A 22,991-nucleotide genomic window follows, 5' to 3' on the forward strand; every position below is an offset into this window, starting at 1 on the left:
GGTTCGGATCCCAATCTATTCTTCGACGCGGACAACCCGGCTTCTCCCCCCCGGCCGGCCCCGATCGTCCCTAAGCGCAGCGTCCGTGCCCTCCCCCCTCGGCACGGACGCTGTTTGCATTCAAGTCCGACCATCGTCGCTGAACATTGCTCTGGTAACGCTACCATTTCGCGTTATCCTGCCGCCCGACAACCTTCGCCGATCACGAGCGGAGGGCGGGAGTGAAACGATGAAGCGGGCCCTGGCTTTCGCCGTGATGATCCTGGCCGTGTGCGGCGCCGCGCGCGCCGCGCCGCCCGCCAAGCCTCCGTCCCGGCCGCCGATCGTGTCGGTGTCGCACCTGGCGGTCTACGCCGCCGATCCGGCCAAGAGCGAGGCGTTCTACGTCCACGATCTGGGCGGCGTGAAACGACCCGATCCCGAGAACCCCAAGGGCGCGCGCTACTATTTCAGCCCGCTGCAGTTCGTCGAGGTCCTGCCCCTGCCGGCGCCTCCGCCCTTGGGCGCGCCATCGATCGAGCGCCTGGACCACGCCGCCTTCAACACCCCCGACGTCGAGGGCCTGCGAGCCTATCTGGCGTCCAAGGGCGTGGCCGTGCCCGCCCGTGCGGAAAAGGGCGATGACGGCGGCGCCTGGTTCGACGTCGTCGATCCGGAGGGCGTGAAGATCCAGTTCGTCCAGCCGCCGGCCGCCCCGCCCGCCATCCCGGTCAACCCGCTGTCCAGCCACATCATGCATGTGGGCTTCATTGTCCACGACCGGGCGCGCGAGGACGCGTTCTATCAAGGGCTCCTGGGCTTTCGGCCCTACTGGTTCGGCGGCATGAAGGACGACGTTCCGACCTGGATCTCGCTGCAGGTTCCGGACGGTACGGACTGGCTGGAATACATGATCGTCGGGACGCCCGACGGCAAAGGCCCGCCGCCCGGCATGAGCCAGGCCGTCCTGGGCATCCTCGACCACTTCTCGCTGGGCGTGCCCGACACCCGCGCCGCCTACACCCTGCTGTGGAACGGCGACCGCCTGAAGGGCCAGGCCGAGACGCCGAAGATCGGCCGCGACGCCAAGTGGCAGTTGAACCTGTTCGATCCGGACGGCACCCGGGCCGAGATCATGGAGCTGCACGCCATCGGCAAGCCCTGCTGCTCGCCCTTCACCGCCGCCGACCCGCAACACTGAGGGCGCCATGACCAAGCTCCGCACGCCGATCCTGGCCGCCGCCCTCTTCGCGCTGGCTGGCCCGGGCTGGACCCAGACCGCGCCGGCCACGCCTGTCGCGCCAGATTGGGCCTATCCGGACAGCCCGACCCATCACCAAGTTCCGCCGCCGCCCGGCTTCCACCGCCCCATCACGGTGATCGCCACGCCGGTCGGGGTGTTCGAGGGCCAGGCCGACGTCGGCTCGGCGCTGGTCCCTGGCTCGGCCAGCTTCAAGGGCGGCGCCTACACGATCACCTCGGCCGGCTATAACGTCTGGTACACGCGCGACGAGTTCCGCTTCCTCTGGAAGAAGCTGTCGGGCGACGTCTCGCTGGCCGCCGACATCGCCTATCCCGACCCCAAGGGCTATGGCGACCGCAAGGCGGTGCTGGTCATCCGCCAGACCCTGGACGACGACTCTCCGCAGGCCCTGGTCGCGCTACACGGCGAGGGCATGATCCATCTGGCCCGCCGCCCGACCAAGGGCGCCCGGATCAGCGACATGGAATACCGCATCGGCAGCCGCGGCGGCCTGCCCGGCGGCGCCAGTCCCGACAGCCTGGTGACGATGCACGCCAAGCGGATCGGCATCCAGAAATCCGGCGACGACTTCACCCTGTGGGTCAGCGAGCAGGGCGAGCCGATGCACCAGTACGGCGCGCCGGTGCGCCTGCACCTGGACGGGCCGTTCTATGTCGGGATCGGCTTCGTCTCGCACCTGCCCGTCACCCTGGACACCGCCGTGCTGTCCGACGTCGTGCTGGAGAACGCGGCCGGCAAGGTTCGCTGACCTCGAAACCCTGAAGAGGAGACCGTCATGCCCATTTCCAGACGCAGCCTGCTGGGCGCGGCCGGCGCCTCGGCGGCCCTGGCGCCCGTCACGGCCCAGGCCCAGGCTAAGGCCCAGACCAAGGCCAAAGCGGCCGCGCCGGCCTCGTCGGACAAGGTCGGCTTCGCCGTGGTGGGCCTCGGCAAGCTGTCCCTGGGCCAGATCATCCCGGGCCTGAAGGTCGCCAGGAACGCCCGGCTGGCGGCCGTGGTCAGCGGCCATCCGGACAAGGCCCGGCGCGTCGCCGCCGAGAACGGCCTGCCCGCCGACGCCGTCTACGGCTATGACGACTACGACCGCATCGCCAAGGATCCGCGCATCCAGGTCGTCTACATCGTGCTGCCCAATTCGATGCACGCCGACCACACGATCCGCGCCTTCAAGGCCGGCAAGCACGTGCTGTGCGAGAAGCCGATGGCCACCACCATCGCCGACGCCGAGGCGATGATCGCCGCCGCCAAGGCCTCCGACCGCCAGCTGATGATCGCCTATCGCTGCCACTACGAACCGCAGAACCTGGGCGTCATGCGCCGCCTGCGGGCCGGGACGCTGGGCAAGCCGCGCCTGGTCAACACCACCATGGGCCGACAGGCCGACCCGGCCGACCCTTCGGACGCCTGGCGGCTGGACGGGCCGATGTCGGGCGGCGGAGCCCTGGCCGACATGGGCGTCTATGGCGTCAACGCCGCCCGCTACCTGCTGAACGAGGAGCCCGTGGCGGTGCGCGCCTGGGGCCACACCGATCCGGCCGATCCGCGCTTCCGCACCACGCCCGACCTGATCGACTGGCAGTTCCGCTTCCCGTCCGGCGCCCTCGCCAACGGCTCGACCTCGTTCAACTACGCCCCGACCATGGCCTTCGAGGTGATCTGCGAGAAGGGCCGGCTGATCGCCGATCCCGGGGCCTTCTACGGCGGCAACCGCCTGACCGTGGTCCAGGGCGGCCAGGCCCAGCCGCCGACCAGTCCGCCCGAGAACGACCAGTTCGCCCGCGAGATGGACTGGATGGCCGACGTCGTGCGCGGCAAGGCGCCGATGGTCTCGACCGGCGAGGAGGGCCTGCAGGACATGCGCCTGATGAAGGCCATCCTGGACTCCCTGGCCCAGGACGGGGCGACAGTGAAGACGGACTGGGGCTATCGGCGGGCGGTGGATCCGGCGGTGGTGGTGGATGTGGCCTAATGCCCCAAAAAATCCGCTCATCCCGGCGAATGCCGGGACCCAGATGGAATAGCGGTGTGGCTGACGCCAAAAACGCTGAGCTTCTCCAATCAGCCACTCAGCTTTGGGATCTGGGTCCCGGCATTCGCCGGGATGAGCGGATCAAAAAGGAAGCGCTCTAAACACCCCGCAGCAACCGCCACCAGCTCTGCGCCAGCGCATCCAGCACCGGCTCCAGCGGGGCCGAGGCGCGCTGCACCACCATCACGTAAGACAGTCGCTCGAACTGCACGAGCTGCAGCAGCATTCGCGTGCGCGCCGCCGGCCTTTCGGCGTCGGAGAACCGCGCCAGGTAGTTGGGCATGGCGTCGATGAACAGGTTGATGAAGCGCAGATAGTCGTCGGCCAGGTCGGGGTCGGCGACATTGGCCTCGGTGGCCACGGCCAGCAGGTTGCGGCGCTCGTCGGTCTGGTCAGCCATGCCCTGGACCAGCCAGGCGCGGACGTCCTCCAGGCTGGGATCGGGGATCGCGTCCAACACCGTGAAGGTGGCCTGGATGTTGGGGACCAGCCGGTCGCCGATGGCGTTGGCCACGTCCTCCTTGTTGCGGAAATGCAGGTAGAAGGTGGCGCGGTTGGCGCCGGCCTCGGCGGCGATCTGCTCGATGGTCACGGCCCGAAAACCCCGTCGGCCGAACAGGGCGATGGCGGCGTCGACCAGCCGCTCGCGGGTCAGCTGGCGCTGGGCCTCGCGCAGGCCGCCCGTTCGCTCCACCGCTGCTCTCGCCAAGTCACGCTCCTCTTCACGCCCGTTTTGCCACGCCCCCGGATTCGACGCCAGTCGATTGACACGACAGATGTCGTCTGAACTACTCGACCCTGTCACGCGACGGAGCGCGCGGACGCCATAGGGAGACGGCCATGGAGCTTGTCAGCGAGACCGCGATGGACGGGATCGAGGGACCCGGCGCGCCGCCCCTGTTCCCCACGCTGGACGGGGTCGACCTCTCCAACATCGAACAGTTCACCCGGGGCCAGCCCTATGGCGACTTCGCCCGCCTGCGCGCCCAGGCCCCGGTGATGTGGCATCCCGAGCCCTATGGCGGCCCGGGCTTCTGGGCGATCACCCGCCACGCCGACATCATGGCAGTGGAGGCCGATCCCCAGACCTTCTCGTCGCGCAAGGGCGGCATCCTGATGGCGCATGGCGACCCGCAGAAGCGCCACGCCCTGCTCTACCGCGCCTCGATGGACACCATGATCAATCTGGACGGCGCCGAGCACCTGCAGCTGCGCCGCGAACACATGGCCTATTTCACCCCCGCCTATCTGCGCGGCGTGACCGAGGCGGTGCGGGCCGAGATCGGCCGGCTGCTGGATGAGATGGCGCCGCTGGGCCGCTGCGACCTGGTCGAGGCGTTCTCGTCCAAGCTGCCGCTGTTCACCCTGTGCGAGATCCTGGGCGTGCCTCCCGAGGATCGCGGCAAGTTCCTGAAGTGGATGCACTATCTGGAAATGGCCCAGGACCTGGCCCTGAAGCAGGCCCTGGCCCCGATCACCCCGACGCTCGAACTCATGCAGTTCGTCCAGGACTTCAACACCAACGTTGAGGAGATGTTCGAGTACGGCCGCACCATGCTGCACAAGCGCCGGGCCGATCCCCAGAACGACCTGATGAGCGCCATCGCCCGCGCCCAGGTCGACGGAACCCTGCTCAGCGACGAGTACCTGGACGGCTCGTGGCTGCTGATCGTCTTCGCCGGCAACGACACCACCCGCAACACCCTGTCGGGCACCATGAAGCTGCTGACCGAGTTCCCCGACCAGAAGGCGCGGCTGGTGGCCGATCCGTCGCTGATGCCGGGCGCGGTCAACGAGTTCATCCGCATGGTCAGCCCGGTGATCTACATGCGCCGCACCGCCACCCGCGACGCCCAGATCGCCGGCCAAGCCATCCGCGAAGGCGAGAAGGTGGTGATGTACTACGGCGCGGCCAACCGCGACGAGGCGGTGTTCGCCGATCCCGACCGGCTCGACATCACTCGCCCCAACGCCGACAAGCACATCGCCTTCGGCTTTGGTCCGCACGTCTGCATCGGCAAGCGGGTGGCCCAGATCCAGCTGGACGAGGCCTATCGCCAGATCCTGGGCCGCTTCCCCGACATCCGCTGGACCGGCGAGATCGACATCGCCCCCAACAACTTCGTCCACGCCATCAGCAAGCTGGAGGTCGCGTTCACCCCCGGCGGGCGGGCCTAGGCGATGCTGACCCGGGGCGACGACTATCCGATCCACCAGACGGCCGAGCCGGTGGCCTATGCCGGCACCGACCGCAATTTCTACGACCGCTACTTCTTCAACGGCTATCGGCGGGAAGGCGACGACGACGCCTTCTTCTCGGTGGCGTTCGGGGTCTATCCGCAGCTCAACATCGCCGACGCCGCCTTCTGCTGGATGCACGAGGGCCGGCAGGTGAACCTGCGCGCCAGCCGCTGGCTGGAGATGGAGCGGATGGACCTGGCCGTCGGCCCGATCCGCATCGAGGTGCTGGAGCCGTTGCGCCGGCTTCGCGTGACCGTCGAGGCGCCGGACCAGGGCGTCCGGGCGGAGGTCGTGTTCGAGGGCCGGTCGTTCCCGATCGAGGAGCCGCGCTTCACCCGCCGGATCGGGCCGCGCACCTTCATGGACTACACCCGCCTGACCCAGAACGGCTCCTATGCCGGCTGGGTCGAGGTCGACGGCGCGCGCCACGACGTCTCCAGCTTCGTCGGCACGCGCGACCGCTCCTGGGGCGTGCGGCCGGTCGGGGCGCGCGATCCGCAAGAGCCGGCCCCGGCCGCCCTGCCGCAGTTCTTCTGGCTGTGGACGCCGTGCGTGTTCGACGACGGCGACCTCTTCTTCCACACCAATGACGACGAGCTCGGCCGGCCCTGGAACCGGCGGGCGGTCTGGGCGCCGCTGGGCTCGGCGCGGGACGGCGTGACCGAGTTCGACATGGTCGACTACGCCGTCGACTGGCGCTCGGGCACGCGGCACGCGGCGCGGGGCACGATCCATCTGCCGGACGGCGGCGAACTGACCCTAGAGCCCCAGGCCGAGTTCTTCATGCTGGGCCTGGGCTACAACCATCCGGTCTGGGGCCATGGCATGAACCAGGGTCGGCTGAAGGTCGAGCGCGAGGACCTGGTCCTGGCCGATGTCGACCGCGCCCTGCCCTTCCACCTGCACATACAAGCCTTGTCGAAGGTGACCTGGCGCGGATCGGACGGGACGACGAAGGTCGGGCGCGGGGTGTTCGAGCAGTTCGTTCTCGGCCCGCACGCGACGTCCGGCTTCAAGTCGATCCTGGACATGGCGCCATGAGCGACCTGAAGGCGGGTCTGGAAACCTATCTCACCACCCTGTGGGGCGCGCCGACGGCGGTGACGAACCTCTCGCGCATTCCCGGCGGGGCCAGCCGCGAGACCTATCGCCTCGACGCCGACACCGGCGGCGTCACCCGCGCCATGATCCTGCGCCGCGACCCGCCCGGCAGCCTGATCGAGACCGATCGGCGGCTGGAGCTCCTGGCCTACCGCACCGTCCACGGCCACATCCCCGTGCCCCAGGCCATCGCCCTGGACGAGGACGGCGGCCCGCTGGAGCGGCCATTCTTCCTGATGGAGCGGATCGACGGCGGGACCGTGCCCGCGCCGTTCGTGTTCGATCCCTACGCCGCTCACGCCGCGGCCTTGGGCGAGCAGTTCTTCACCACCCTGGGCAAGCTGGCGGCGCTGAACCATGAGGGCACGCCGATCCGCGAGGTCGCCGCCGCCCCCGCGCCGGAGGACTGCTGGCGCATCGCCCTCGACCATTGGTCCGGGGTGATCGAGGCCGACGAGCAGCATCCCCAGCCGATCGTCCGCGCCGCCATCCGCTGGCTGCGTCGCCATCCGCCGCCGCCGGCCCAGCGGATCAGCATCGTCCACGGTGACTACCGGTCCGGCAACTTCATGCATGACGGGGCCGGGACCATCCTGGCGATCCTGGACTGGGAGATGGCCCATCTGGGCGACCCGATCGAGGACCTGGGCTGGGCGTTCGATCCGCTGTGGAACCACTTCGACGAGGGCAAGGTGGCGGGGCTGATCCCCCAGGACGAGGCCATCGCCCTGTGGGAGGCGGCCAGCGGGCTGAAGGTCGATCCAGAGGCCCTGGCCTGGTGGTCGCTGTTCAACGCGGTGAAGGGCCAGGCGATCTGGACCTCGGCGGCCAAGGAATACCGCGACGGCGGCTTCACCGATCCGATCCTGGCGGTATCGGGCTGGTACACCGCCCGGCGTCACGACCTGATCCTGGCCGAGCGGCTGGCCGCGTTGGAGGACATCTGATGACCCCCGCCCTGCCCGATATCCTGCGCGGCAATTTCCTCTGCCTGGCCCTGCCCGGACCGCCCGAGCAGCAGGGCGAGTTCATGGCCGGCCGCGTCGGCGTGATCGCCCTGCTGTCGCTTTTGGCGGCGCAAGAAGTGGAGCGTGGAACCACGGCCCGGGTCTGGGAGAACGCGGCCATCGCCGCCGTGCTGGCCGAGGCGGCGGAGGTCTACGGCGTGCAATATGCCGAACTAGCCTCGATCGGGCCCACCGACCTGTCGCTGGAGGCCCTGGACCGCGCCAACGCCGCCCTGCGCCGAGGCCTGATCGCCCTGCACGAAGCGGTGGAGACCGCCGACGACCTCATCCGTCACCGGGCGATCATCGGGCTGTATGGTGAAATGGCCGAGCGGCGAAGACTGGACCTGCCGCCGTTGCCGGCGCGGTGATCCGCTCCTCCCCCGCTTCGCGGGTGAGGAGAAACTTCCGCTCATAACCCTCATGAGCCCTAGCCAAGTTCGTGCTTCCGCCCCATCTGGCTCAGGCGGCTCGCTTCCAGGGCGGGACGGCCGCTCACCAGGGGCCCCATGGCGATCATTTCCGTTTCCGGTCTGACCAAGACCTATGCTTCCGGCCATCAGGCCCTGAAGACCGTCGATCTCGACATCCGCCAGGGCGAGATCTTCGCCCTGCTGGGTCCCAACGGGGCCGGCAAGACCACGCTGATCAGCATCATCTGCGGCATCGTCAATCCCAGCACCGGCACGGTCACGGCCGACGGCCACGACGTGGTCAAGGACTACCGCGCCGCCCGCACCAAGATCGGGCTGGTGCCGCAGGAGCTGAACACCGACGCCTTCGAGACCGTCTGGGCCACCACCAGCTTCAGCCGCGGCCTGTTCGGCAAGTCGCCCAACCCGGCTCATATCGAAAAGGTCCTTCGCGACCTGTCGCTGTGGGACAAGAAGGACGCCAAGATCATGACGCTGTCGGGCGGCATGAAGCGGCGGGTGATGATCGCCAAGGCCCTGAGCCACGAGCCGACCATCCTGTTCCTCGACGAGCCCACCGCCGGCGTCGACGTCGAGCTGCGCCGCGACATGTGGGAAATGGTGAGGAAGCTGCGCGAGAGCGGCGTCACCATCATCCTGACCACCCACTATATCGAGGAGGCCGAGGAGATGGCCGACCGGATCGGGGTGATCAGCAAGGGTGAGATCATCCTGGTCGAGGACAAGGACGTGCTCATGCGCAAGCTGGGCAAGAAGCAGCTGACCCTGCAGCTTCAGAGCCCGCTGACCGCCGTGCCGACCAAGCTGGCCGACTACGCGCTGGAACTGGGCAAGGACGGGACCGAGCTGGTCTACACCTTCGACGCCCAGGCCGAGGAGACCGGCATCGCCGGCCTGCTGCGACGGCTCTCCGAGGAAGGCGTCGACTTCAAGGACCTCCATACCAGCCAGAGCTCGCTGGAAGACATCTTCGTCAGCCTGGTGCACGACCGATGAACATCTTCGCCATCCAATCCATCTACCGCTTCGAGATGGCCCGCTGGTTCCGCACCCTGGCCCAGAGCGTGATCTCGCCGGTGCTGTCGACGTCGCTGTACTTCGTGGTGTTCGGCTCGGCGATCGGCTCGCGCATGCACGCCATCGACGGGGTCAGCTACGGCGCCTACATCGTGCCGGGCCTGATCATGCTGTCGCTGCTGGGCGAGAGCATCTCCAACGCCTCGTTCGGCATCTACATGCCCAAATGGGCCGGCACGATCTACGAGCTGCTCTCGGCCCCGGTGTCGTGGATCGAGACGGTGATCGGCTATGTCGGCGCGGCGGCGACCAAGTCGGTGTGCCTGGGCCTGCTGATCCTGGCCACGGCGCGGATCTTCGTGCCCTACGAGATCCTGCACCCGTTCTGGATGCTGGGCTTCCTGGTGCTGACCGCCATCACCTTCAGCCTGTTCGGCTTCGTGATCGGGGTCTGGGCCGACGACTTCCAGAAGCTGCAGATCGTGCCGGCCCTGGTCATCACGCCGCTGACCTTCCTGGGCGGCAGCTTCTATTCGATCAGCATGCTGCCGCCGATCTGGCAGAAGATCACCCTGTTCAACCCGGTGGTCTATCTGGTCAGCGGCTTCCGCTGGAGCTTCTACGGCGTGTCGGACCTCAATCCGATCGTCAGCTTCGGCGCCACCCTGGGCTTCCTGGCCATCTGCCTGACGGCGGTGTGGTGGGTGTTCAAGACCGGGTACAAGCTGAAGGTCTAGCCGCGCGCAACGTCGGGGACCCGCGCAGGCGCGTGTCCCCAGCCGCGAAGTCCTATCGAACCGTCAGCACCGCGCCCTCGACGGCCACGACCAGCACCTTCTGACCAGCCGCCGGGGCCTCTCCGTCCTGGATCACGGCGGCCCATTCCTTGCCATCGACGAACACCCGGCCCTTGCCGTTGGTGAAGCCGTCCAGCACCTCGCCGTCGCGGCCAACCAGGCGTAGCGACGGGTCGTTGAGGTCGGGGCTGTCGGACTCCAGCACCGGCCGCAGATAGCGCCGGGCCAGATAGGTCGAGGCGATGGTCAGCACCGCGAACAGGCCCAGCTCGATCGGCAGGCCCGGCGCGACGACCAGGGTCAGCAGCCCCACCAGCAGGGCGCTGGCGGCCGGCCACAGCAGCCAGCCGGTGCCGGTGGCCACCTCGACCGCCAGGAAGATCGCCGCGACCGCCAGCCAGACCCAGAACGGATGCGTCACATAGAACAGCATCAGGCCGTGCATGGCGTCAGGCTCCCCGCGGCTTGGTCGGCGGCACGGCGGCACGCGGCGCGTCGGCGCCGCCCAGGGTCTTCACCAGCTCGGCGACGCCGGCCACCGTGCCCGTCAGGCCGGCGAAGTCGGCCGGCACGATCACGGTCTTGGCGTTGGGCGAACGGGCCAGATCGCCGAACGCTTCGACGTACTTCTGGGCGATGAAGTAGTTGATGGCGTTGACGTCGCCCTTGGAGATGGCTTCCGACACGAAGGCCGTCGCCTTGGCTTCGGCCTCGGCTTCCCGCTCGCGGGCCTCGGCGTCGCGGAAGGCGGCTTCGCGGCGTCCCTCGGCCTGCAGGATGGCCGACTGCTTCTGGCCCTCGGCGCGAGCGATCTGCGACTGCTTTTCGCCCTCGGCCTCGGTGATCACCGCGCGCCGCTCGCGTTCGGCCTTCATCTGGCGGGCCATGGCGTTGGTGATGTCGGCCGGCGGCGTCAGGTCCTTGATCTCGATCCGCGCCACCTTGACGCCCCAAGGGTGGGTGGCCGCGTCGATGGTGGTCAGCAGGCGAGTGTTGATCTGGTCGCGCTGGCTGAGCACCTCGTCCAGCTCCATCGAGCCGACCACGGTGCGCAGGTTGGTCTGGGCCAGCTGGGTGATGGCGTACATCAGATTGTCGACCCGGTAGGCGGCCTGCGACGCGTCCATCACCTGGATGAAGACGATGGCGTCGACCTTCACCGAGACGTTGTCCTTGGTGATGACCTCCTGCTGGGGCACGTCCAGCACCTGCTCCATCATGTTGACCCGCCGGCCGATGCTCTCGACGAAGGGGGTCAGGATGCTGATGCCGGGCTTGAGGGTGCGCGTGTAGCGGCCGAACCGCTCGACGGTGAATTCCCGGCCCTGCGGCACGATCTTGATGACGTTGACGACAAGGAAGATCGCCAGCGCCACGAGCACCAGCGGAACAAGATAAGACAGCACTGGATAAGCCTCCCACAACCGATGGAAGAGACCCTAAAGCCTTTTTTCAAAAGGCTCTAACTCAAACAGCTAGGGCGTGGCAGGCGCCGAAACGCTCACACTTTCGGCTGCCACGCCCTGGCGCGGGGCTCAGTTGTCCGCCACGGATTCCGGCGCCGCTTGACCATCGGGGGCCCGGGTCCGCATCGACCGCGACAGCTTGGCCGACAGGGCCTGGCCCTTGCGGGCGACCTGCTGCTCGGCCTGGCGGCTGGCGTCGTCGCATTCCACGAACTGGCCCTGGCGGGCGGCGAAACCGGTGTTGAACTTGTCGCGCAGCTGGGCGTCGAAGGCCTGGTCGGCCTTTTCCACGTCGGTCAGCCGGACCATGCGCGAGCGCCAGTACTGGTCGCCGCCCCCTTCGCAGACCTGCCGCAGGGCGTGGCTTTCGCCCAGGGTGAAGGCCAGGTCCAGCAGGGTCTGGCGCTCCACCGGACCACGGTCCTGGGCGAGCGCGGTCCCGGCTGCGGACAGGACGGTCAAGGCGAGCAAGGCGTTGAGCGGCAGGCGTTTCATGGACCGCACTATCTCCGCTGAAGGCGTTGCTGTCACCGCTCCGCGCGCCTTAAGCGAACCGCGTGGCCAAACCAAGACTCCGATAGGCCTTGCGAAGGCCACGGATCGGAGCGACCCTGTGGATAACGTGGGGAACAACACGCGCAGGGAGGTCATCATGACCGAAGTGCATTACGGCGTGGTTCGCGTCGGAGAGACCTGGGCCATCATCGGCGACCAGCTTCGGGTCGGCGCCTACGCCACGCGCCGCCAGGCCGAGAGCGCGGCCCGCCGCCTGGCCGAACAGGCCACGGGCGTAGGCCTGCCGGTGCGCATGCATCTGCAGGACGATACGGGACAGCTGCATCAGCCGACCTTGTTGAGCTAAGCCGCCTCCACGTCTCCATCGCCGTCCCCGCCGTACAGGAAGCCTCGCACGGCCTTCCAGACCTGGACGGCGGACGCCGCGAAGCCGACGACGGACGCCGCGACCTGGAACATCGCCCAGACCGCCGTGGCCAGCGGGCTCTCGGTGAACAGCGAGACCAGCGGATAGATGATCTGGCTGACGACGATGCGGAAACCGGCATAGGCCGTGGAATATTCGATCACGCTGCCGCCGATCGCCGCCACGACCAGCACCGCCAGGACCGGCGCCCACAGCAGCGGCAACAGCAGCGCCAAGCCCAGGGCCGTCACCAGGCTCTTAGTCGCCAGGCCGGCCCGCGACACGACCGTGGCCCCGACCCCGTAGGCCATGGCGACGCCCAGCAGCACGAAGGCGACCGGCAGCACCAGGTCGGCCACGTCGATCAGATCCAGCCGCGCCACCAGGCTGGCGCCGGCGGCGATGATCAGCACCAGCAGGAAGCCGCCCAGCCACAGGGCGCTGTACTGGCTGAGACGATGTCGGATGACGGCGCGGTCCCGCATTGATGTCTCCCCCCAGAGCCAACCTTAACCAAACGCCGTCGGACGGTGGCCCAGAACCCGCGCGGCGTCGACAGGAAACTGATCGGGCCGTCGCGCGCTTTGTTAGGGAAAAGCTTGGCTGTCTTCCAGGAGGCGAACATGGCCGACACCGCCGAAATGACCGTCGTGAGCACGGCGCTGCCGCCAGGTTGCGCGGGCAACCGCCTGCTGGCCGCCCTGCGTCCCAGCGACCTGCAGATGCTGGCGCCGCATCTTTCCCCTTTGACCCTGTCGGTCGGCCAGACGCTGTTCGACGCCGGCGAGGACGTCGTGACGACCGTGCTGCCCTGCTATTCGACCATGGCCTCGCTGCTGGTCGTCACCCGCGACGGCGACGAGATCGAGGTGGCCTCGATCGGCCGCGAGGGGGCGATCGGCGGCATCGTCAGCGCCGGCTTCAAGCCCGCCTACGGCCGGGCCGTGGTCCGCATCCCCGGCGCGGCCCTGGGCATCCCGACCAACCGGCTGGAGGAGGCCAAGCTGCGTTCGCCGGCCCTGGCCGACCTGTTCGCCCGCTACGCCGACGTGCTGCTGGCCCAGATGATGCAATCCTCGGCCTGCAACGCCCTGCACAGCATCGACCAGCGCATGTGCCGCTGGCTGCTGTCGACCCACGACCGCGCCAACGACGCCACGATCCGCCTGACCCAGGAAACCCTGGCCGACATGCTGGGCGTCCAGCGCACCACCGTCACGGCCGTGGCCAAGGCGCTGCAGGACGAGGGGCTGATCCGCACGGGACGGGGGCGGATCGAGATCCTCGACCAGCCGCGACTGGAGCGGCGGGCGTGCGAGTGCCATGCGCAGGTCGAGGCGCATTTTCAGCGGATGTTGCCGGAGGTGAAGGTCTGAGGCGTTTCGGCGGCGAACACTTGCCCCCACCTGACGGCTTCGCCGTCTGTCCGCCCCCATAGGGGGCGGAGGACGCCACACCAAGCCCTCTTCCCCCTATGGGGGAAGACGACCGCGAAGCGGTCCGTAGGGGGCAAGTCAGTGAGCCACTAATCCGGCCACCCGCCCGATCGACGCCTCAGCCTCGGCCATCACCCGCCGCACGATCTCCCCCGCCGGCAGCACGTCCCGGATCCCCCCGGCGCTCTGCCCCATGGCGAAGCACGACCGGTCCGGATCCAGCCCCTCGACCTGGCCGCCGATGCCCCCCATCGCCCCAGCCTGGATCGACACGATCGCCTGCTGCGGGAAGGGTTGGATTTCAGCCGACCGCGCTTCCCAGTCCTCGACCCAGGCGTTCTTGCGCACCCGCATCGGCTTGCCGGAATAGGACCGGGTGCGGACGGTGTCTTCGTCGGCCGCGTCCAGCACCGCCTGACGATAGAGGTCGCCCGCATGGGCCTCGGTGGAGGCGATGAACCGCGTGCCCATCCAGACGCCCTGGGCGCCCAGGGCCAGGGCCGCCGCCAGGCCCCGTCCGTCGTGGAGGCCGCCGGCCGCGATCACCGGAATGTCGACCGCGTCCACCGCCTGGGCCACCAGCGGCAGGGTGCCGACCAGGCCCGTGTGGCCGCCGCCCTCGCCGCCCTGGCAGATCACCGCGTCGCAGCCGGCCTCCTCGGCCTTCACGGCGTGCTTCACCGCCCCGCAGACCACCATGACCTTCAGCCCCGCCGCCTTCAGCCGGGCGATGATCGGCAGGGGCACGCCCAGGCCGGCGACGAACGACGACGCGCCGCCTTCGATGATCGCGTCGACCGAGGCCGTCAGGGCGTCGGGCGTGGCGGCCAGCAAATCGACGCCGAACGGCTTGTCGGTCAGGTCGCGGACCTGGGCCATCTGCAGGCGGATGAAGTCGGGGCTGGTCCCGGCCATGCCCAGCACGCCGTAGCCGCCGGCGTTGGACACCGCCGCCGCCAGCGGCGCGTACGAGACCCCGCCCATGCCGGCCAGCAGGATCGGATGCGCGATGCCGAGCAGGTCGCACAGCGGAGTGCGCAGGGTCATGGAGATCCTCCCGTTTTGCGGAAGGGTGGGCGCTTCAGCGCCGGCGGCAAGCGTGCCGCGAGGTCAGTTAGTCCCGCGAATCCGGCTGGACCTCGGCTTCGGGCGTCCAGAAGCAGGCGGCCATCGAGGTCAGGATCATGGCGATCAGGGCCAGCGTGCCTCTCGGCGGAGCCAGGCCCACGACATCTTGCGGGGTCATTCTTCGTTTCCTCGGTCGACGCCCGGATCTGATGCCCAGGCTGTCGATAAGTGAGAGCTTCTCACTGGCGCAAAGGTTCCGCAAGCCCCTTGTTCGTAAGGGGTTTTCGTGGACCACGCCGTCCAGTTTTCGTCAGGATTCAGAAGATCGAATAGCCGCCGATCACGAAGGTGTCGCCCGAATGATAGCCGGAGGCCTCGGACGCCAGATAGACGGCCACGCCGCCGAAGTCGCCCGGCTGACCCCAGCGCCGGGCCGGCACCCGGGGGATCACCTTCTCGGCGAAGGCGGCGTTGTCCTGGGCGCCCTGGGTCATGTCGGTGGCGATCCAGCCGGGCAGGATGGCGTTGGCCCGCACGCCGTAGCGGGCGTGTTCGACGGCGACCGACTTCATCAGCGAGATCACCGCGCCCTTGGTGGCGGCGTAGGCCTGGTTGCGGGCGGCGCCCTCGATGGCGGCCAGAGAGGCGATCCCGACGATCGAGCCGCCCGGATCGCCGCCATTGGCCCGTGCGATCATGTGCCGGCAAGCCTCGCGGAAGGTGAAGAACACCCCGTCCAGATTGACCGCCAGGGTCTTGCGGTAGTCGTCGGTGCTGGCCGTGGCGAAGGGCTGGACGCCGTAGCCGACCCCGGCGTTGGCGAACACGCTGTCGACTCGGCCCAGGGCGGCCACGGCTTCCTCGAAGCCTTCGCGCACCTGGTCTTCCCGGGAGACGTCGACCACCTGGGCCTTCACCCGGGTTCCGTGCTGGAGCAGTTCGACCTCGGCGGCCTGGTTGCGCTCGGCGTTGCTGCCCCAGATGACGATGTCGGCCCCGGCCTGGGCCAGGGCGCTGGCCATGCCCAGGCCGATGCCGCGATTGCCGCCGGTGACCAGGGCCACGCGGCCGGTCAGATCGAAGGGTTTGTAGGCCATGGCGTTGCTCCTCCCAAACATTTGTTTGAGGGGAGCGGTTGTGGGGGCGGACGTCAAGGGCTCTGCCGGCGAACACTTGCCCCCTACGGACCGCTTCGCGGTCGTCTTCCCCCAGAGGGGGAAGAGGGGTCGCGCCTGAAACCTCCGCCCCCTATGGGGGGCGGACAGACCGCGTAGCGGTCAGGTGGGGGCCAGTGGGTGAGCTACCGCCCCGGCATCGTCCCCGGCCGAATGTACGGGAACACGTGCGCCACATAGTCCGGCTTGCCCAGGGCCACGCCCCTGTGGCGCAGGAGGTCGTAGGCGGTGACCAGGTGGAAATAGAACTGGGGCAGGGCCCAGTCGCGCAGGTACTGGTCGCCGGTCATGTCGAAGATGATGCCGTTGGGCATGATCAGCTCGATCGCCCGCTCGGCGGCGCCGTCGAAGGCGCTGGCGGACGTCGCCTCCAGCTTGGCGATCGTCGCGGCGATCAGGGCCTTCAGCCCCTCGAAGTCGGGCGCGGCCTCGGCCAGGTCCGGCGGCGTCTGGCCGGTCAGGCGCGCGACCGCCTGGGTCGCCTGGTGACAGGTGAACCGCACCTGGTCCGACAGCGGGAACATGTCCGGCGCCAGCCGCGCGTCGATCAGATCGGACGGCGCCAGGCCGCTGTCGGCCGCGAAGGCCGCGCCCTTGTCGAGTTGGCCCGACAGGTTGCGCAGCATCTGGGTGAAGGTCGGAATGGCCAGGGCGTGGAGGGTCATGGAACGGGCCTCTCGGATTGAAGGCGGCAACATGCGGCCGGATCACGACCGAGACCAGTCCTCACGAGCCCATAAGGAAAAGCCGCTCCGACCTCTTCCGACAGTCCGTTCCTACACCCCGAACCGCGCGAAGGTCTCGGCGATCACCTGGCGCGTCACGTCCCACTCGACCAGCGCCAGGGCCTCGTCCAGCGATACGAACCGCGCGTCCGCCGCATCGTCGCCGGCCACCGGCTCGCCCGAGATCCAGCGGGCCGCGTAGTCGATCATCACATAGTGCCGCGTGGTCTCGCCGGTTTCGCGCGAGGTGAACAGGCCGTCGAGCACGTCGACCAGGCCGAGCAGTTGCGCCTGCACGCCCGTCTCTTCGGCCAGCTCGCGCAGGGCGGCGACCTGGGTGGTCTCGCCCCATTCCAGGCGCCCGCCCGGCAGGCTCCACTGGCCCAGCCGGGGCGCGGTGCCGCGCTTGATCAGCAGCACCTGGTCCCCGCGCAGGCAGACGACGCCGACGGTGGGCACGGGTGATTGGGAAGCGGGAGGGGAAACCATGGGGCGCCTGGATACGCCGCGTTCGGACGACGTCAAGCCGCCCGACCGATCGTTCGTCACGGAAACCCCGCCCTCAGGTCGAGGCTCGAACTGACCCCCACCTCCGTCAGGCAATGCCCCAGCCAGTCGTTCGCCGCCTGGCGGCCGCGCTCGCGCAGGTCGCTCAGGAAGCTCCATTCGGTGTCGAACTTGCTGCCCAGCGACAGGTCGGCCAGGGCCTTGTCGGCGGTGATGGCGTGCATCAGCATCTTGCGATAGCGGCCGCGGGCGGTGTCCTTCAGCAAGCCTTCGTCGAGCAGCTTCTGCACGAAGCCGATGGCCCGCAGCTCGCTGGCCAGGGCGGCGTTGAAGGTGATCTCGTTCAGCCGATCCATGATCTCGCCCGGCGTCTTGGGCGTCTCCTCGCGGACGAACGGGTTGAGGCTGACCAGCAGGATGTCGTCGGGGGTGTCGTCGTAGAACAGCGGCCACAGCGGCGGATTGGCCAGGAAACCACCGTCCCAATAGGGCTCGCCGTCGATCTCCACGGCCTGGAACACCTGGGGCAGGCAGGCGCTGGCCATGATGTGGCGGGCCGTCAGCTCGGTCTCGCGGAACACCTTGGCCTTGCTGGTCCGCACCTGGGTGGCGGCGATGTAGAGCTTGATCGGCGAGCGTTCGCGCAGGGCCTTGAAGTCGATCTCGCCTTCCAGGGCGTCGTGCAGCGGGTTCAGGTTGAACGGGTTGAACTCGTAGGGACTCATCGACAGGGCGAAGGTCTCGGCCAGTCGCCAGCCGGGGGTGTTCTTCAGCCAGTCGGTCCCGCCCGCAAAGGCGCTGGTCCAGATGCTGGTGTCGCCGAACACGTTGCGGCCGCCGTTGCGATTGACCTGCTTCCAGAAGCGTTCCAGCCGGGCCTTGGCCCCGTCGCGGCCCCCAATGGGACCTCCGTCCAGCAGGCCCTGGGCCAGGCAGACGGCGTTCATGGCGCCGGCCGAGGCGGCGGTCACCGCCTTGATCTCCAGGTCGTCTTCCTCGAGCAGGCGGTCCAGCACGCCCCACTCGAACGCCCCGTGCGAACCACCGCCCTGCAGGGCCAGGGCGATGGGCTTGGGCCCGGGGGGCCTTTTCTTGAACGGACCGATGGGCATGGATGGCTCCGTTAGAACGGTCGCTTCCTCCCACCCCCGTTTTCCCGGCGAAGGCCGGGACCCAGTTTCATCCTGGGCGGCGCGAGGGCTTCACCTGGGCCCCGGCCTTCGCCGGGGAGACGGTGTTATTTGGGTGGGCGAAACTAGGCGGCCGTCCAGCCGCCGTCGATGCTGAACGCCCCGCCGTTGGCCGAGGCGCCGGCGTCGGAGACCAGGTACAGCAGCAGGCCGTTCAACTGGTCGAAGGTGACGAACTGCTTGGTCGGCTGGGCGGCCAGGATCACGTCCTTCATCACCGCCTCTTCCGAGATGCCGCGCGCCTTGGCCTGGTCGACGATCTGGGCCTCGACCAGCGGGGTCTTCACGAAGCCCGGGCAGATGGCGTTGCAGGTGACGCCGAACGTCGCCAGCTCCAGGGCGGCGGTCTTGGTCAGGCCCAGGATGCCGTGCTTGGCGGCCACATAGGCGCTCTTGAACGGCGAGGCGACCAGGCCGTGGGCCGAGGCGATGTTGACGATCCGCCCGCGCCCCTGCTCCTTCATGATCGGGATCGCCGCCCGCGTGGCGTGGAAGGCCGACGACAGGTTGATGGCGATGATCAGGTCCCACTGGTCGATCGGGAAATCCTCGATCGGGGCCACGTGCTGAACGCCGGCGTTGTTGACCAGGATATCCAGCTCGCCGAACTCGGCCTTGGCGGCGGCCACCATCTCGGCGATCTGGCCGGGCTTGGTCATGTCGGCGCCGTTGTAGAGCACCTCGACGCCGTGCTTTTCAGCCAGTTCGGCGCGGGTCTTCTCGATGGCGTTCATCTCGCCCAGGCCGTTGAGGACGATGTTGACGCCTTGGCCCGCCAGCGCGTCGGCCATGGCGTGGCCGATGCCGCTGGTCGAACCGGTCACGATCGCGACCTGACCTTGCAAACCAAAATCCACGGCCATCGAAACGCTCCCAAGCTCTACGATTGCTGCATCGCAGCATATAGCCCGTCCACTACAGGTGCGAGCGCTTATCCGTTCAGCGTGACGAATTCAGGGCTGGAGCCGCGCGAACACCCAGTCGGCGGGCGTCGAGAGATCGCCGCGGAACTTGTAGCCGTCCAGGTCGAAGGCCTTGAGGTCGGCGGCCTTGTCGATGCGGTTGTCGACGACGAAGCGAGCCATGCGACCCCGGGCCTTCTTGGCGAAGAAGCCCAGCACCCGCAGCGTGTTGCCCTTCTCTTCCTTGAAGTGGCAGGTCACGACCGGCAGCTTCAGGGCCTTGGCGTCGACGGCCCCGAAATATTCCTGGCTGGCCAGGTTCACCAGGGTCGGGTCGGCATGGTCCTTGGCCGCGGCGTTCAGGGTCTTGGCGATGGTCTCGCCCCAGAAGTCGTAGAGGTTGGAGCCCTTCTTGGTCTTCAGCCGCGTGCCCATTTCCAGGCGATAGGCCTGCAGGGCGTCCAGTGGCCGCAGCACGCCGTAGAGGCCCGACAGGATCCGCAGGTGGTCCTGGGCCCATTCCAGCGACGGCCGGTCCAGTTCGCGCGCGTTCAACCCGGCATAGACGTCGCCGTTGAAGGCGATCACGGCCTGCAGCCCTTCTTCGACCTGCGGGTCGAAGGTCTGAAAGCGTTCGCGGTTCAGATCGGCCAGCTTTTCGGAGATGTGCATCAGCCGGCGCAGATCGGCGGCCGTCAGCTTGCGCGTCACCTTGGCCAGCTCGGCGATCTGCGGCTTCAGTTCGGGCGTGGTGAGCGGCAGCACCTGATCCGGGGCGGTGAAGTCCAGCGACTTGGCGGGGGAAATGACCATCAGCATGGCGGTGCAGATAGAGGCTTGGAACGGCCACGGCTAGTGCGGCGCTGGACAATGGCGCCGCTGGCCGCGATGTTGCCCGCCCTTTCGCCGGACCTTCGACCGATGCCGCAAATCCTGGGCCTTCTGGCCGCCCTGACCTGTCCGCTGGTCATGTTCGTGGGCCTGTTCCTGGTGCTGCGCACCCAGGGGCTGAAGTGGCGCATCGCCTGGGCGGTGCTGTGCTTCGTCGGGATCGGGGCGTTCTGGATGCGGGCGTCCACCGGCGAGTGGGGCTTCGTTCCGGGCGCGATCAACCTGCTGGGCCCCGGTCAGCAGCCCGGCTTCTACAAGGCCACGTTCCCGATCGGAGCCATCGCGGCCATGGTCGTCTGCATCGGCGTTCGCCGGGCCCGCGCCGCGGCGGCGAAGCGGCGCCAGGATGAGGTCGAGCCCGAGGTCTAGAACAGCACGCGCGGGTTCATGATCCGCTGGGGGTCCAGCGCCGCGCGGACGGCGCGCAGGGCCTCGATCTCGACGGCGCTCTTGTAGCGCAAGGCCTCGGCCGACTTCATCGCCCCCAGGCCGTGCTCGGCGCTGATCGAGCCGTTCATGCCGGCCACGATGTCATGGACGATCCGCGCGCCCTCGTCGCGCAGGGCGTCGTGGGGATCGTCGGGCGCCCCGTCCGCCCGCAGCACGTCGTAGTGCACATTGCCGTCGCCGACATGGCCGAAGGCCACGACCCGCACGCCGGGCGAGAGGCGCTCCACCGCCGCCGTGGCCTGGTCGATGAACGCGGCGACTTTCGAGACTGGCACGGAAACGTCGTGCTTCCAGGCCGCGCCCTCGGGCTTCTGGCCGCCGGACTGGTTCTCACGCACGGCCCAGAAGGCGTGAGCCTGGGTTTGCGATTGCGCGACGGCCGCGTCCTGGACCAGGCCGGTTTCCAGAGCCCCGGCCAGCAGCCGCTCCATGGCCGCCTCGGCCGCGCCGGGCTCGCCCGAAGCGGTCTCGATCAGCACGTACCAGGGATGCACGGCCTCCAGCGGCTCGCGCAGGCCGGGGATGTGCTTGAGGGCGAAGGCGACCCCCAGGCGGCTCATCAGCTCGAAGGCCTCGACCGCCCCGCCGGTCTCGTCCTTGGCCTTGGCCAGCAGGGCGATGGCGGCGTTCGGCGTGGCCACGGCGGCGATGGCCACGCAGCGCGAGGCCAGCAGCGGATAGAGTTTCAGGCTGGCGGCGGTGATGATCCCCAGCGTGCCCTCGGCCCCGATCAGCAGGTGCTTGAGGTCGTAACCGGTGTTGTCCTTGCGCAGCCGCTTGAGGCCGTTCCACACCTCGCCATTGGGCAGCACCGCCTCGATCCCCAGGATCTGGTCGCGCATGACGCCATAGCGCAGCACGGCCGTGCCGCCGGCGTTGGTCGAGGCCAGGCCGCCGATCGTGCACGAACCTTCCGAGGCCACGCTCAGCGGGAAGCGGCGGTTGACGCTCAGGGCCACCTCGTGGGCCTTGGCCAGGGTTACGCCGGCCTCCAGCACCATGACGTCGTCGAAGGCGTCGACGTCGCGCACGGCGGTCAGCTTCTCGGTCGAGAGCAGGATTTCGCCCTGCGGGATCTGGCCGGCGACCAGGCCGGTGTTGCCGCCCTGGGGCGTGATCGCCACGCCGTCGGCGGCGCAGATGCCGACCACGGCGGCCACCTCCGCCGTCGAGCGCGGCAGGGCCAGCAAAGGCGTCTGGCCCGTCCATCGCCCGCGCCACTCCTTCAGCTTGGGGGCCAGGCGGTCGGGATCCTGGCTCCACCCGCCCTCGCCGAGCACGGCCTTGAGGCGGGACAGGGTGTCGGCGGGAACGGGCTTGGTCATGGCAGCGGAGGATACGCTTTCGAGGCTGCCCCTGTCAGTATATACTGGAGGCTATACGGAGACCGACATGGGCATCCTGATCAAGAACCCCGAAGCCGAGCGCGCGGTGCGCGAGCTCGCCAGCCTGACCGGCGAGAGCCTGACCACCGCCATCGAGATCGCGGTGAAGGAGCGGCTGGAGGCCAAGCGGGCGGTCAAACCGAAACACATCCCTCGCAGCGCAGCGGAGATGAAAGCGATTACGCGGAGATTCCTGACGCCGAAGGCGCGGGCCGGATTGATCCCCCCGCTCACCAAGGCGGACTTTGATGAGCTCTGGGAAATCCCAGGCTTCGCGGAAGACTCCACCCCGTGATCCTCGTTGTCGACACTTCCGCACTTGTGGCGATCGCTGCCGAAGAGGCGGGCTGCGACACCTTCATTGACGCGCTTGAAGCCGCGACCGAGGCGTTCATGTCGCCCATGACCTATGTCAAACTGGGCAGCGTCCTCGTCGGACGCGGCCTCTTTCCGTCGCGCGATGTCACGGACGATTGGTTGGGCGTGTATCGCGTCCAGATCGCGAGAAGTCCGGTCATCGACACCGCTGCGCTCGACGCCTACCTGCGTTACGGCAAAGGCCGACACCCCGCGCGGCTGAATCTGGGCGACTGCTTCTCGTATGCCCTGGCCAAGCAGTTAGACGCGCCCCTGCTCTACAAAGGCGACGACTTTCCGCTGACCGACGTGCGCTCGGCGCTGGCCTAGCCGGCCGCCGGGTTGGGAACGCCCCGGACGTCGCGCCAGTATTCCTCGGCCACGTCGTCGTCGATCACCGGCGGATCGCCCGCGCCCTTGTAGAGCCGATCGTCACCGCCCTTGCGGGCCTTGGCGATCCAGAAGGGCTGGCCCGTCTCGACGTCGCTGAAATTGGCCTTCAGGCCCGAATTGCGCAGCGCCTCGAACGTGCGCCCGCCGTAGTACAGCGTCTCGCCGGTCTTGGAGAGCCGCACACGCCCGATCCGCGCCGGCCCGTTCAGCCCCTTGGACTTGTCCTCGAGGTACATGATGCGGAATTTCATCGGC

Annotated in this window: 29 protein-coding genes; 14 read left to right on the top strand and 15 right to left on the bottom strand. The window is 68.5% G+C overall.

What is annotated here, in order from left to right; genetic code table 11:
* Positions 1 to 229 precede the first annotated feature (229 nt).
* Genes G3M62_RS21740 through G3M62_RS21750 form a run of 3 tightly spaced genes read left to right on the top strand, consistent with a single transcriptional unit; the run spans position 230 to position 3,212 of the window.
* Entirely contained in the window at positions 230 to 1,180 is a 951-nt protein-coding gene (locus tag G3M62_RS21740; protein ID WP_246263375.1) for a VOC family protein, read from the top strand.
* 7 nt (positions 1,181 to 1,187) lie between these two features.
* On the top strand, positions 1,188 to 1,991 hold the full coding sequence (locus G3M62_RS26415) for a hypothetical protein (protein WP_205691922.1): 804 nt from the start codon (positions 1,188 to 1,190) through the stop codon (positions 1,989 to 1,991).
* A gap of 27 nt (positions 1,992 to 2,018) precedes the next feature.
* Positions 2,019 to 3,212 (top strand): Gfo/Idh/MocA family protein, encoded by a 1,194-nt coding sequence (locus G3M62_RS21750; RefSeq protein WP_165190632.1) that lies wholly within the window; start codon positions 2,019 to 2,021, stop codon positions 3,210 to 3,212.
* 157 nt (positions 3,213 to 3,369) lie between these two features.
* Here G3M62_RS21750 and G3M62_RS21755 read toward each other — a convergent pair whose 3' ends face one another.
* A complete protein-coding gene (locus G3M62_RS21755; protein ID WP_165190633.1) occupies positions 3,370 to 3,981 on the bottom strand; it encodes a TetR/AcrR family transcriptional regulator in 612 nt (203 codons plus the stop codon).
* 131 nt (positions 3,982 to 4,112) lie between these two features.
* Between G3M62_RS21755 and G3M62_RS21760 the strand changes: the two genes are divergently transcribed.
* The 6 genes from G3M62_RS21760 to G3M62_RS21785 all read left to right on the top strand — a co-directional run bounded on the left by G3M62_RS21760 (position 4,113) and on the right by G3M62_RS21785 (position 9,809).
* Entirely contained in the window at positions 4,113 to 5,450 is a 1,338-nt protein-coding gene (locus G3M62_RS21760; RefSeq protein ID WP_165190634.1) for a cytochrome P450, read from the top strand.
* A gap of 3 nt (positions 5,451 to 5,453) precedes the next feature.
* The gene (locus tag G3M62_RS21765; RefSeq protein WP_165190635.1) at positions 5,454 to 6,554 is read left to right on the top strand and encodes an Rv3169 family protein; all 1,101 of its coding nucleotides are present in this window, start codon (positions 5,454 to 5,456) and stop codon (positions 6,552 to 6,554) included.
* The gene (locus G3M62_RS21770; RefSeq protein ID WP_165190636.1) at positions 6,551 to 7,561 is read left to right on the top strand and encodes a phosphotransferase family protein; all 1,011 of its coding nucleotides are present in this window, start codon (positions 6,551 to 6,553) and stop codon (positions 7,559 to 7,561) included. Before G3M62_RS21765 ends, G3M62_RS21770 begins: the two co-directional genes overlap by 4 nt.
* The gene (locus G3M62_RS21775) at positions 7,561 to 7,992 is read left to right on the top strand and encodes a hypothetical protein (RefSeq protein WP_165190637.1); all 432 of its coding nucleotides are present in this window, start codon (positions 7,561 to 7,563) and stop codon (positions 7,990 to 7,992) included. Before G3M62_RS21770 ends, G3M62_RS21775 begins: the two co-directional genes overlap by 1 nt.
* A 138-nt stretch (positions 7,993 to 8,130) precedes the next feature.
* The gene (locus G3M62_RS21780; RefSeq protein WP_165190638.1) at positions 8,131 to 9,051 is read left to right on the top strand and encodes an ABC transporter ATP-binding protein; all 921 of its coding nucleotides are present in this window, start codon (positions 8,131 to 8,133) and stop codon (positions 9,049 to 9,051) included.
* On the top strand, positions 9,048 to 9,809 hold the full coding sequence (locus G3M62_RS21785) for an ABC transporter permease (protein WP_165190639.1): 762 nt from the start codon (positions 9,048 to 9,050) through the stop codon (positions 9,807 to 9,809). The genes G3M62_RS21780 and G3M62_RS21785 overlap by 4 nt, the downstream gene beginning before the upstream one ends.
* A gap of 52 nt (positions 9,810 to 9,861) precedes the next feature.
* On the opposite strand, the gene G3M62_RS21790 is transcribed toward G3M62_RS21785, so the two are convergent.
* The 3 genes from G3M62_RS21790 to G3M62_RS21800 form a co-directional block, all read right to left on the bottom strand.
* Complete coding sequence (locus G3M62_RS21790; RefSeq protein WP_165190640.1) at positions 9,862 to 10,314, bottom strand: NfeD family protein; 453 nt, start codon at positions 10,312 to 10,314, stop codon at positions 9,862 to 9,864.
* A gap of 4 nt (positions 10,315 to 10,318) precedes the next feature.
* Positions 10,319 to 11,272 (bottom strand): SPFH domain-containing protein, encoded by a 954-nt coding sequence (locus tag G3M62_RS21795; protein ID WP_165191407.1) that lies wholly within the window; start codon positions 11,270 to 11,272, stop codon positions 10,319 to 10,321.
* A 132-nt stretch (positions 11,273 to 11,404) separates the two neighbouring features.
* A complete protein-coding gene (locus G3M62_RS21800) occupies positions 11,405 to 11,830 on the bottom strand; it encodes a TIGR02301 family protein (protein ID WP_165190641.1) in 426 nt (141 codons plus the stop codon).
* Positions 11,831 to 11,987: 157 nt separating this feature from the next.
* Here G3M62_RS21800 and G3M62_RS21805 point away from each other — a divergent pair, with 157 nt between their 5' ends.
* Positions 11,988 to 12,197 (top strand): hypothetical protein, encoded by a 210-nt coding sequence (locus tag G3M62_RS21805; RefSeq protein WP_165190642.1) that lies wholly within the window; start codon positions 11,988 to 11,990, stop codon positions 12,195 to 12,197.
* Here the strand turns inward: G3M62_RS21805 and G3M62_RS21810 are convergent.
* Positions 12,194 to 12,742, bottom strand: a complete 549-nt coding sequence (locus G3M62_RS21810; protein ID WP_165190643.1) for a hypothetical protein — start codon at positions 12,740 to 12,742, stop codon at positions 12,194 to 12,196. The genes G3M62_RS21805 and G3M62_RS21810 overlap by 4 nt on opposite strands.
* Positions 12,743 to 12,880: 138 nt before the next feature.
* On the opposite strand from G3M62_RS21810, the gene G3M62_RS21815 reads away from it, so the two are divergent.
* Entirely contained in the window at positions 12,881 to 13,633 is a 753-nt protein-coding gene (locus G3M62_RS21815; protein WP_165190644.1) for a Crp/Fnr family transcriptional regulator, read from the top strand.
* Positions 13,634 to 13,771: 138 nt separating this feature from the next.
* Here G3M62_RS21815 and G3M62_RS21820 read toward each other — a convergent pair whose 3' ends face one another.
* The 8 genes from G3M62_RS21820 to yaaA all read right to left on the bottom strand — a co-directional run bounded on the left by G3M62_RS21820 (position 13,772) and on the right by yaaA (position 20,079).
* Complete coding sequence (locus G3M62_RS21820; RefSeq protein ID WP_165190645.1) at positions 13,772 to 14,740, bottom strand: NAD(P)H-dependent flavin oxidoreductase; 969 nt, start codon at positions 14,738 to 14,740, stop codon at positions 13,772 to 13,774.
* Positions 14,741 to 14,807: 67 nt separating this feature from the next.
* Entirely contained in the window at positions 14,808 to 14,939 is a 132-nt protein-coding gene (locus tag G3M62_RS26800; protein WP_281360072.1) for a hypothetical protein, read from the bottom strand.
* Between the two features lie 139 nt (positions 14,940 to 15,078).
* The gene (locus tag G3M62_RS21825) at positions 15,079 to 15,858 is read right to left on the bottom strand and encodes an SDR family NAD(P)-dependent oxidoreductase (protein WP_165190646.1); all 780 of its coding nucleotides are present in this window, start codon (positions 15,856 to 15,858) and stop codon (positions 15,079 to 15,081) included.
* A 203-nt stretch (positions 15,859 to 16,061) separates the two neighbouring features.
* On the bottom strand, positions 16,062 to 16,601 hold the full coding sequence (locus G3M62_RS21830; protein WP_165190647.1) for a DUF1993 domain-containing protein: 540 nt from the start codon (positions 16,599 to 16,601) through the stop codon (positions 16,062 to 16,064).
* Between the two features lie 111 nt (positions 16,602 to 16,712).
* On the bottom strand, positions 16,713 to 17,150 hold the full coding sequence (locus G3M62_RS21835) for an NUDIX hydrolase (protein WP_165190648.1): 438 nt from the start codon (positions 17,148 to 17,150) through the stop codon (positions 16,713 to 16,715).
* A 56-nt stretch (positions 17,151 to 17,206) separates the two neighbouring features.
* Positions 17,207 to 18,280, bottom strand: a complete 1,074-nt coding sequence (locus G3M62_RS21840; RefSeq protein WP_165190649.1) for a patatin-like phospholipase family protein — start codon at positions 18,278 to 18,280, stop codon at positions 17,207 to 17,209.
* Positions 18,281 to 18,423: 143 nt separating this feature from the next.
* Positions 18,424 to 19,221, bottom strand: coding sequence for a 3-hydroxybutyrate dehydrogenase (locus G3M62_RS21845; RefSeq protein ID WP_165190650.1), 798 nt, complete (start codon positions 19,219 to 19,221; stop codon positions 18,424 to 18,426).
* Between the two features lie 90 nt (positions 19,222 to 19,311).
* Positions 19,312 to 20,079, bottom strand: a complete 768-nt coding sequence (gene yaaA, locus G3M62_RS21850) for a peroxide stress protein YaaA (protein ID WP_165190651.1) — start codon at positions 20,077 to 20,079, stop codon at positions 19,312 to 19,314.
* 102 nt (positions 20,080 to 20,181) lie between these two features.
* Here yaaA and G3M62_RS21855 point away from each other — a divergent pair, with 102 nt between their 5' ends.
* Positions 20,182 to 20,520, top strand: coding sequence for a hypothetical protein (locus G3M62_RS21855; protein WP_165190652.1), 339 nt, complete (start codon positions 20,182 to 20,184; stop codon positions 20,518 to 20,520).
* Here the strand turns inward: G3M62_RS21855 and G3M62_RS21860 are convergent.
* Positions 20,517 to 21,926 (bottom strand): FAD-binding oxidoreductase, encoded by a 1,410-nt coding sequence (locus tag G3M62_RS21860; RefSeq protein ID WP_165190653.1) that lies wholly within the window; start codon positions 21,924 to 21,926, stop codon positions 20,517 to 20,519. The genes G3M62_RS21855 and G3M62_RS21860 overlap by 4 nt on opposite strands.
* A gap of 67 nt (positions 21,927 to 21,993) precedes the next feature.
* Between G3M62_RS21860 and G3M62_RS21865 the strand changes: the two genes are divergently transcribed.
* Positions 21,994 to 22,281, top strand: coding sequence for a type II toxin-antitoxin system VapB family antitoxin (locus G3M62_RS21865; RefSeq protein WP_246263377.1), 288 nt, complete (start codon positions 21,994 to 21,996; stop codon positions 22,279 to 22,281).
* On the top strand, positions 22,278 to 22,673 hold the full coding sequence (locus G3M62_RS21870; protein ID WP_165190655.1) for a type II toxin-antitoxin system VapC family toxin: 396 nt from the start codon (positions 22,278 to 22,280) through the stop codon (positions 22,671 to 22,673). The genes G3M62_RS21865 and G3M62_RS21870 overlap by 4 nt, the downstream gene beginning before the upstream one ends.
* Here G3M62_RS21870 and G3M62_RS21875 read toward each other — a convergent pair.
* Positions 22,670 to 22,987: a 1-deoxy-D-xylulose-5-phosphate synthase gene (locus G3M62_RS21875; protein WP_165190656.1), complete on the bottom strand. Its 318-nt coding sequence runs from the start codon at positions 22,985 to 22,987 to the stop codon at positions 22,670 to 22,672. The genes G3M62_RS21870 and G3M62_RS21875 overlap by 4 nt on opposite strands.
* Positions 22,988 to 22,991 lie beyond the last annotated feature (4 nt).

This window comes from Caulobacter soli, from assembly GCF_011045195.1.
In the GTDB taxonomy this organism is placed as follows: Bacteria; Pseudomonadota; Alphaproteobacteria; order Caulobacterales; family Caulobacteraceae; genus Caulobacter; species Caulobacter soli.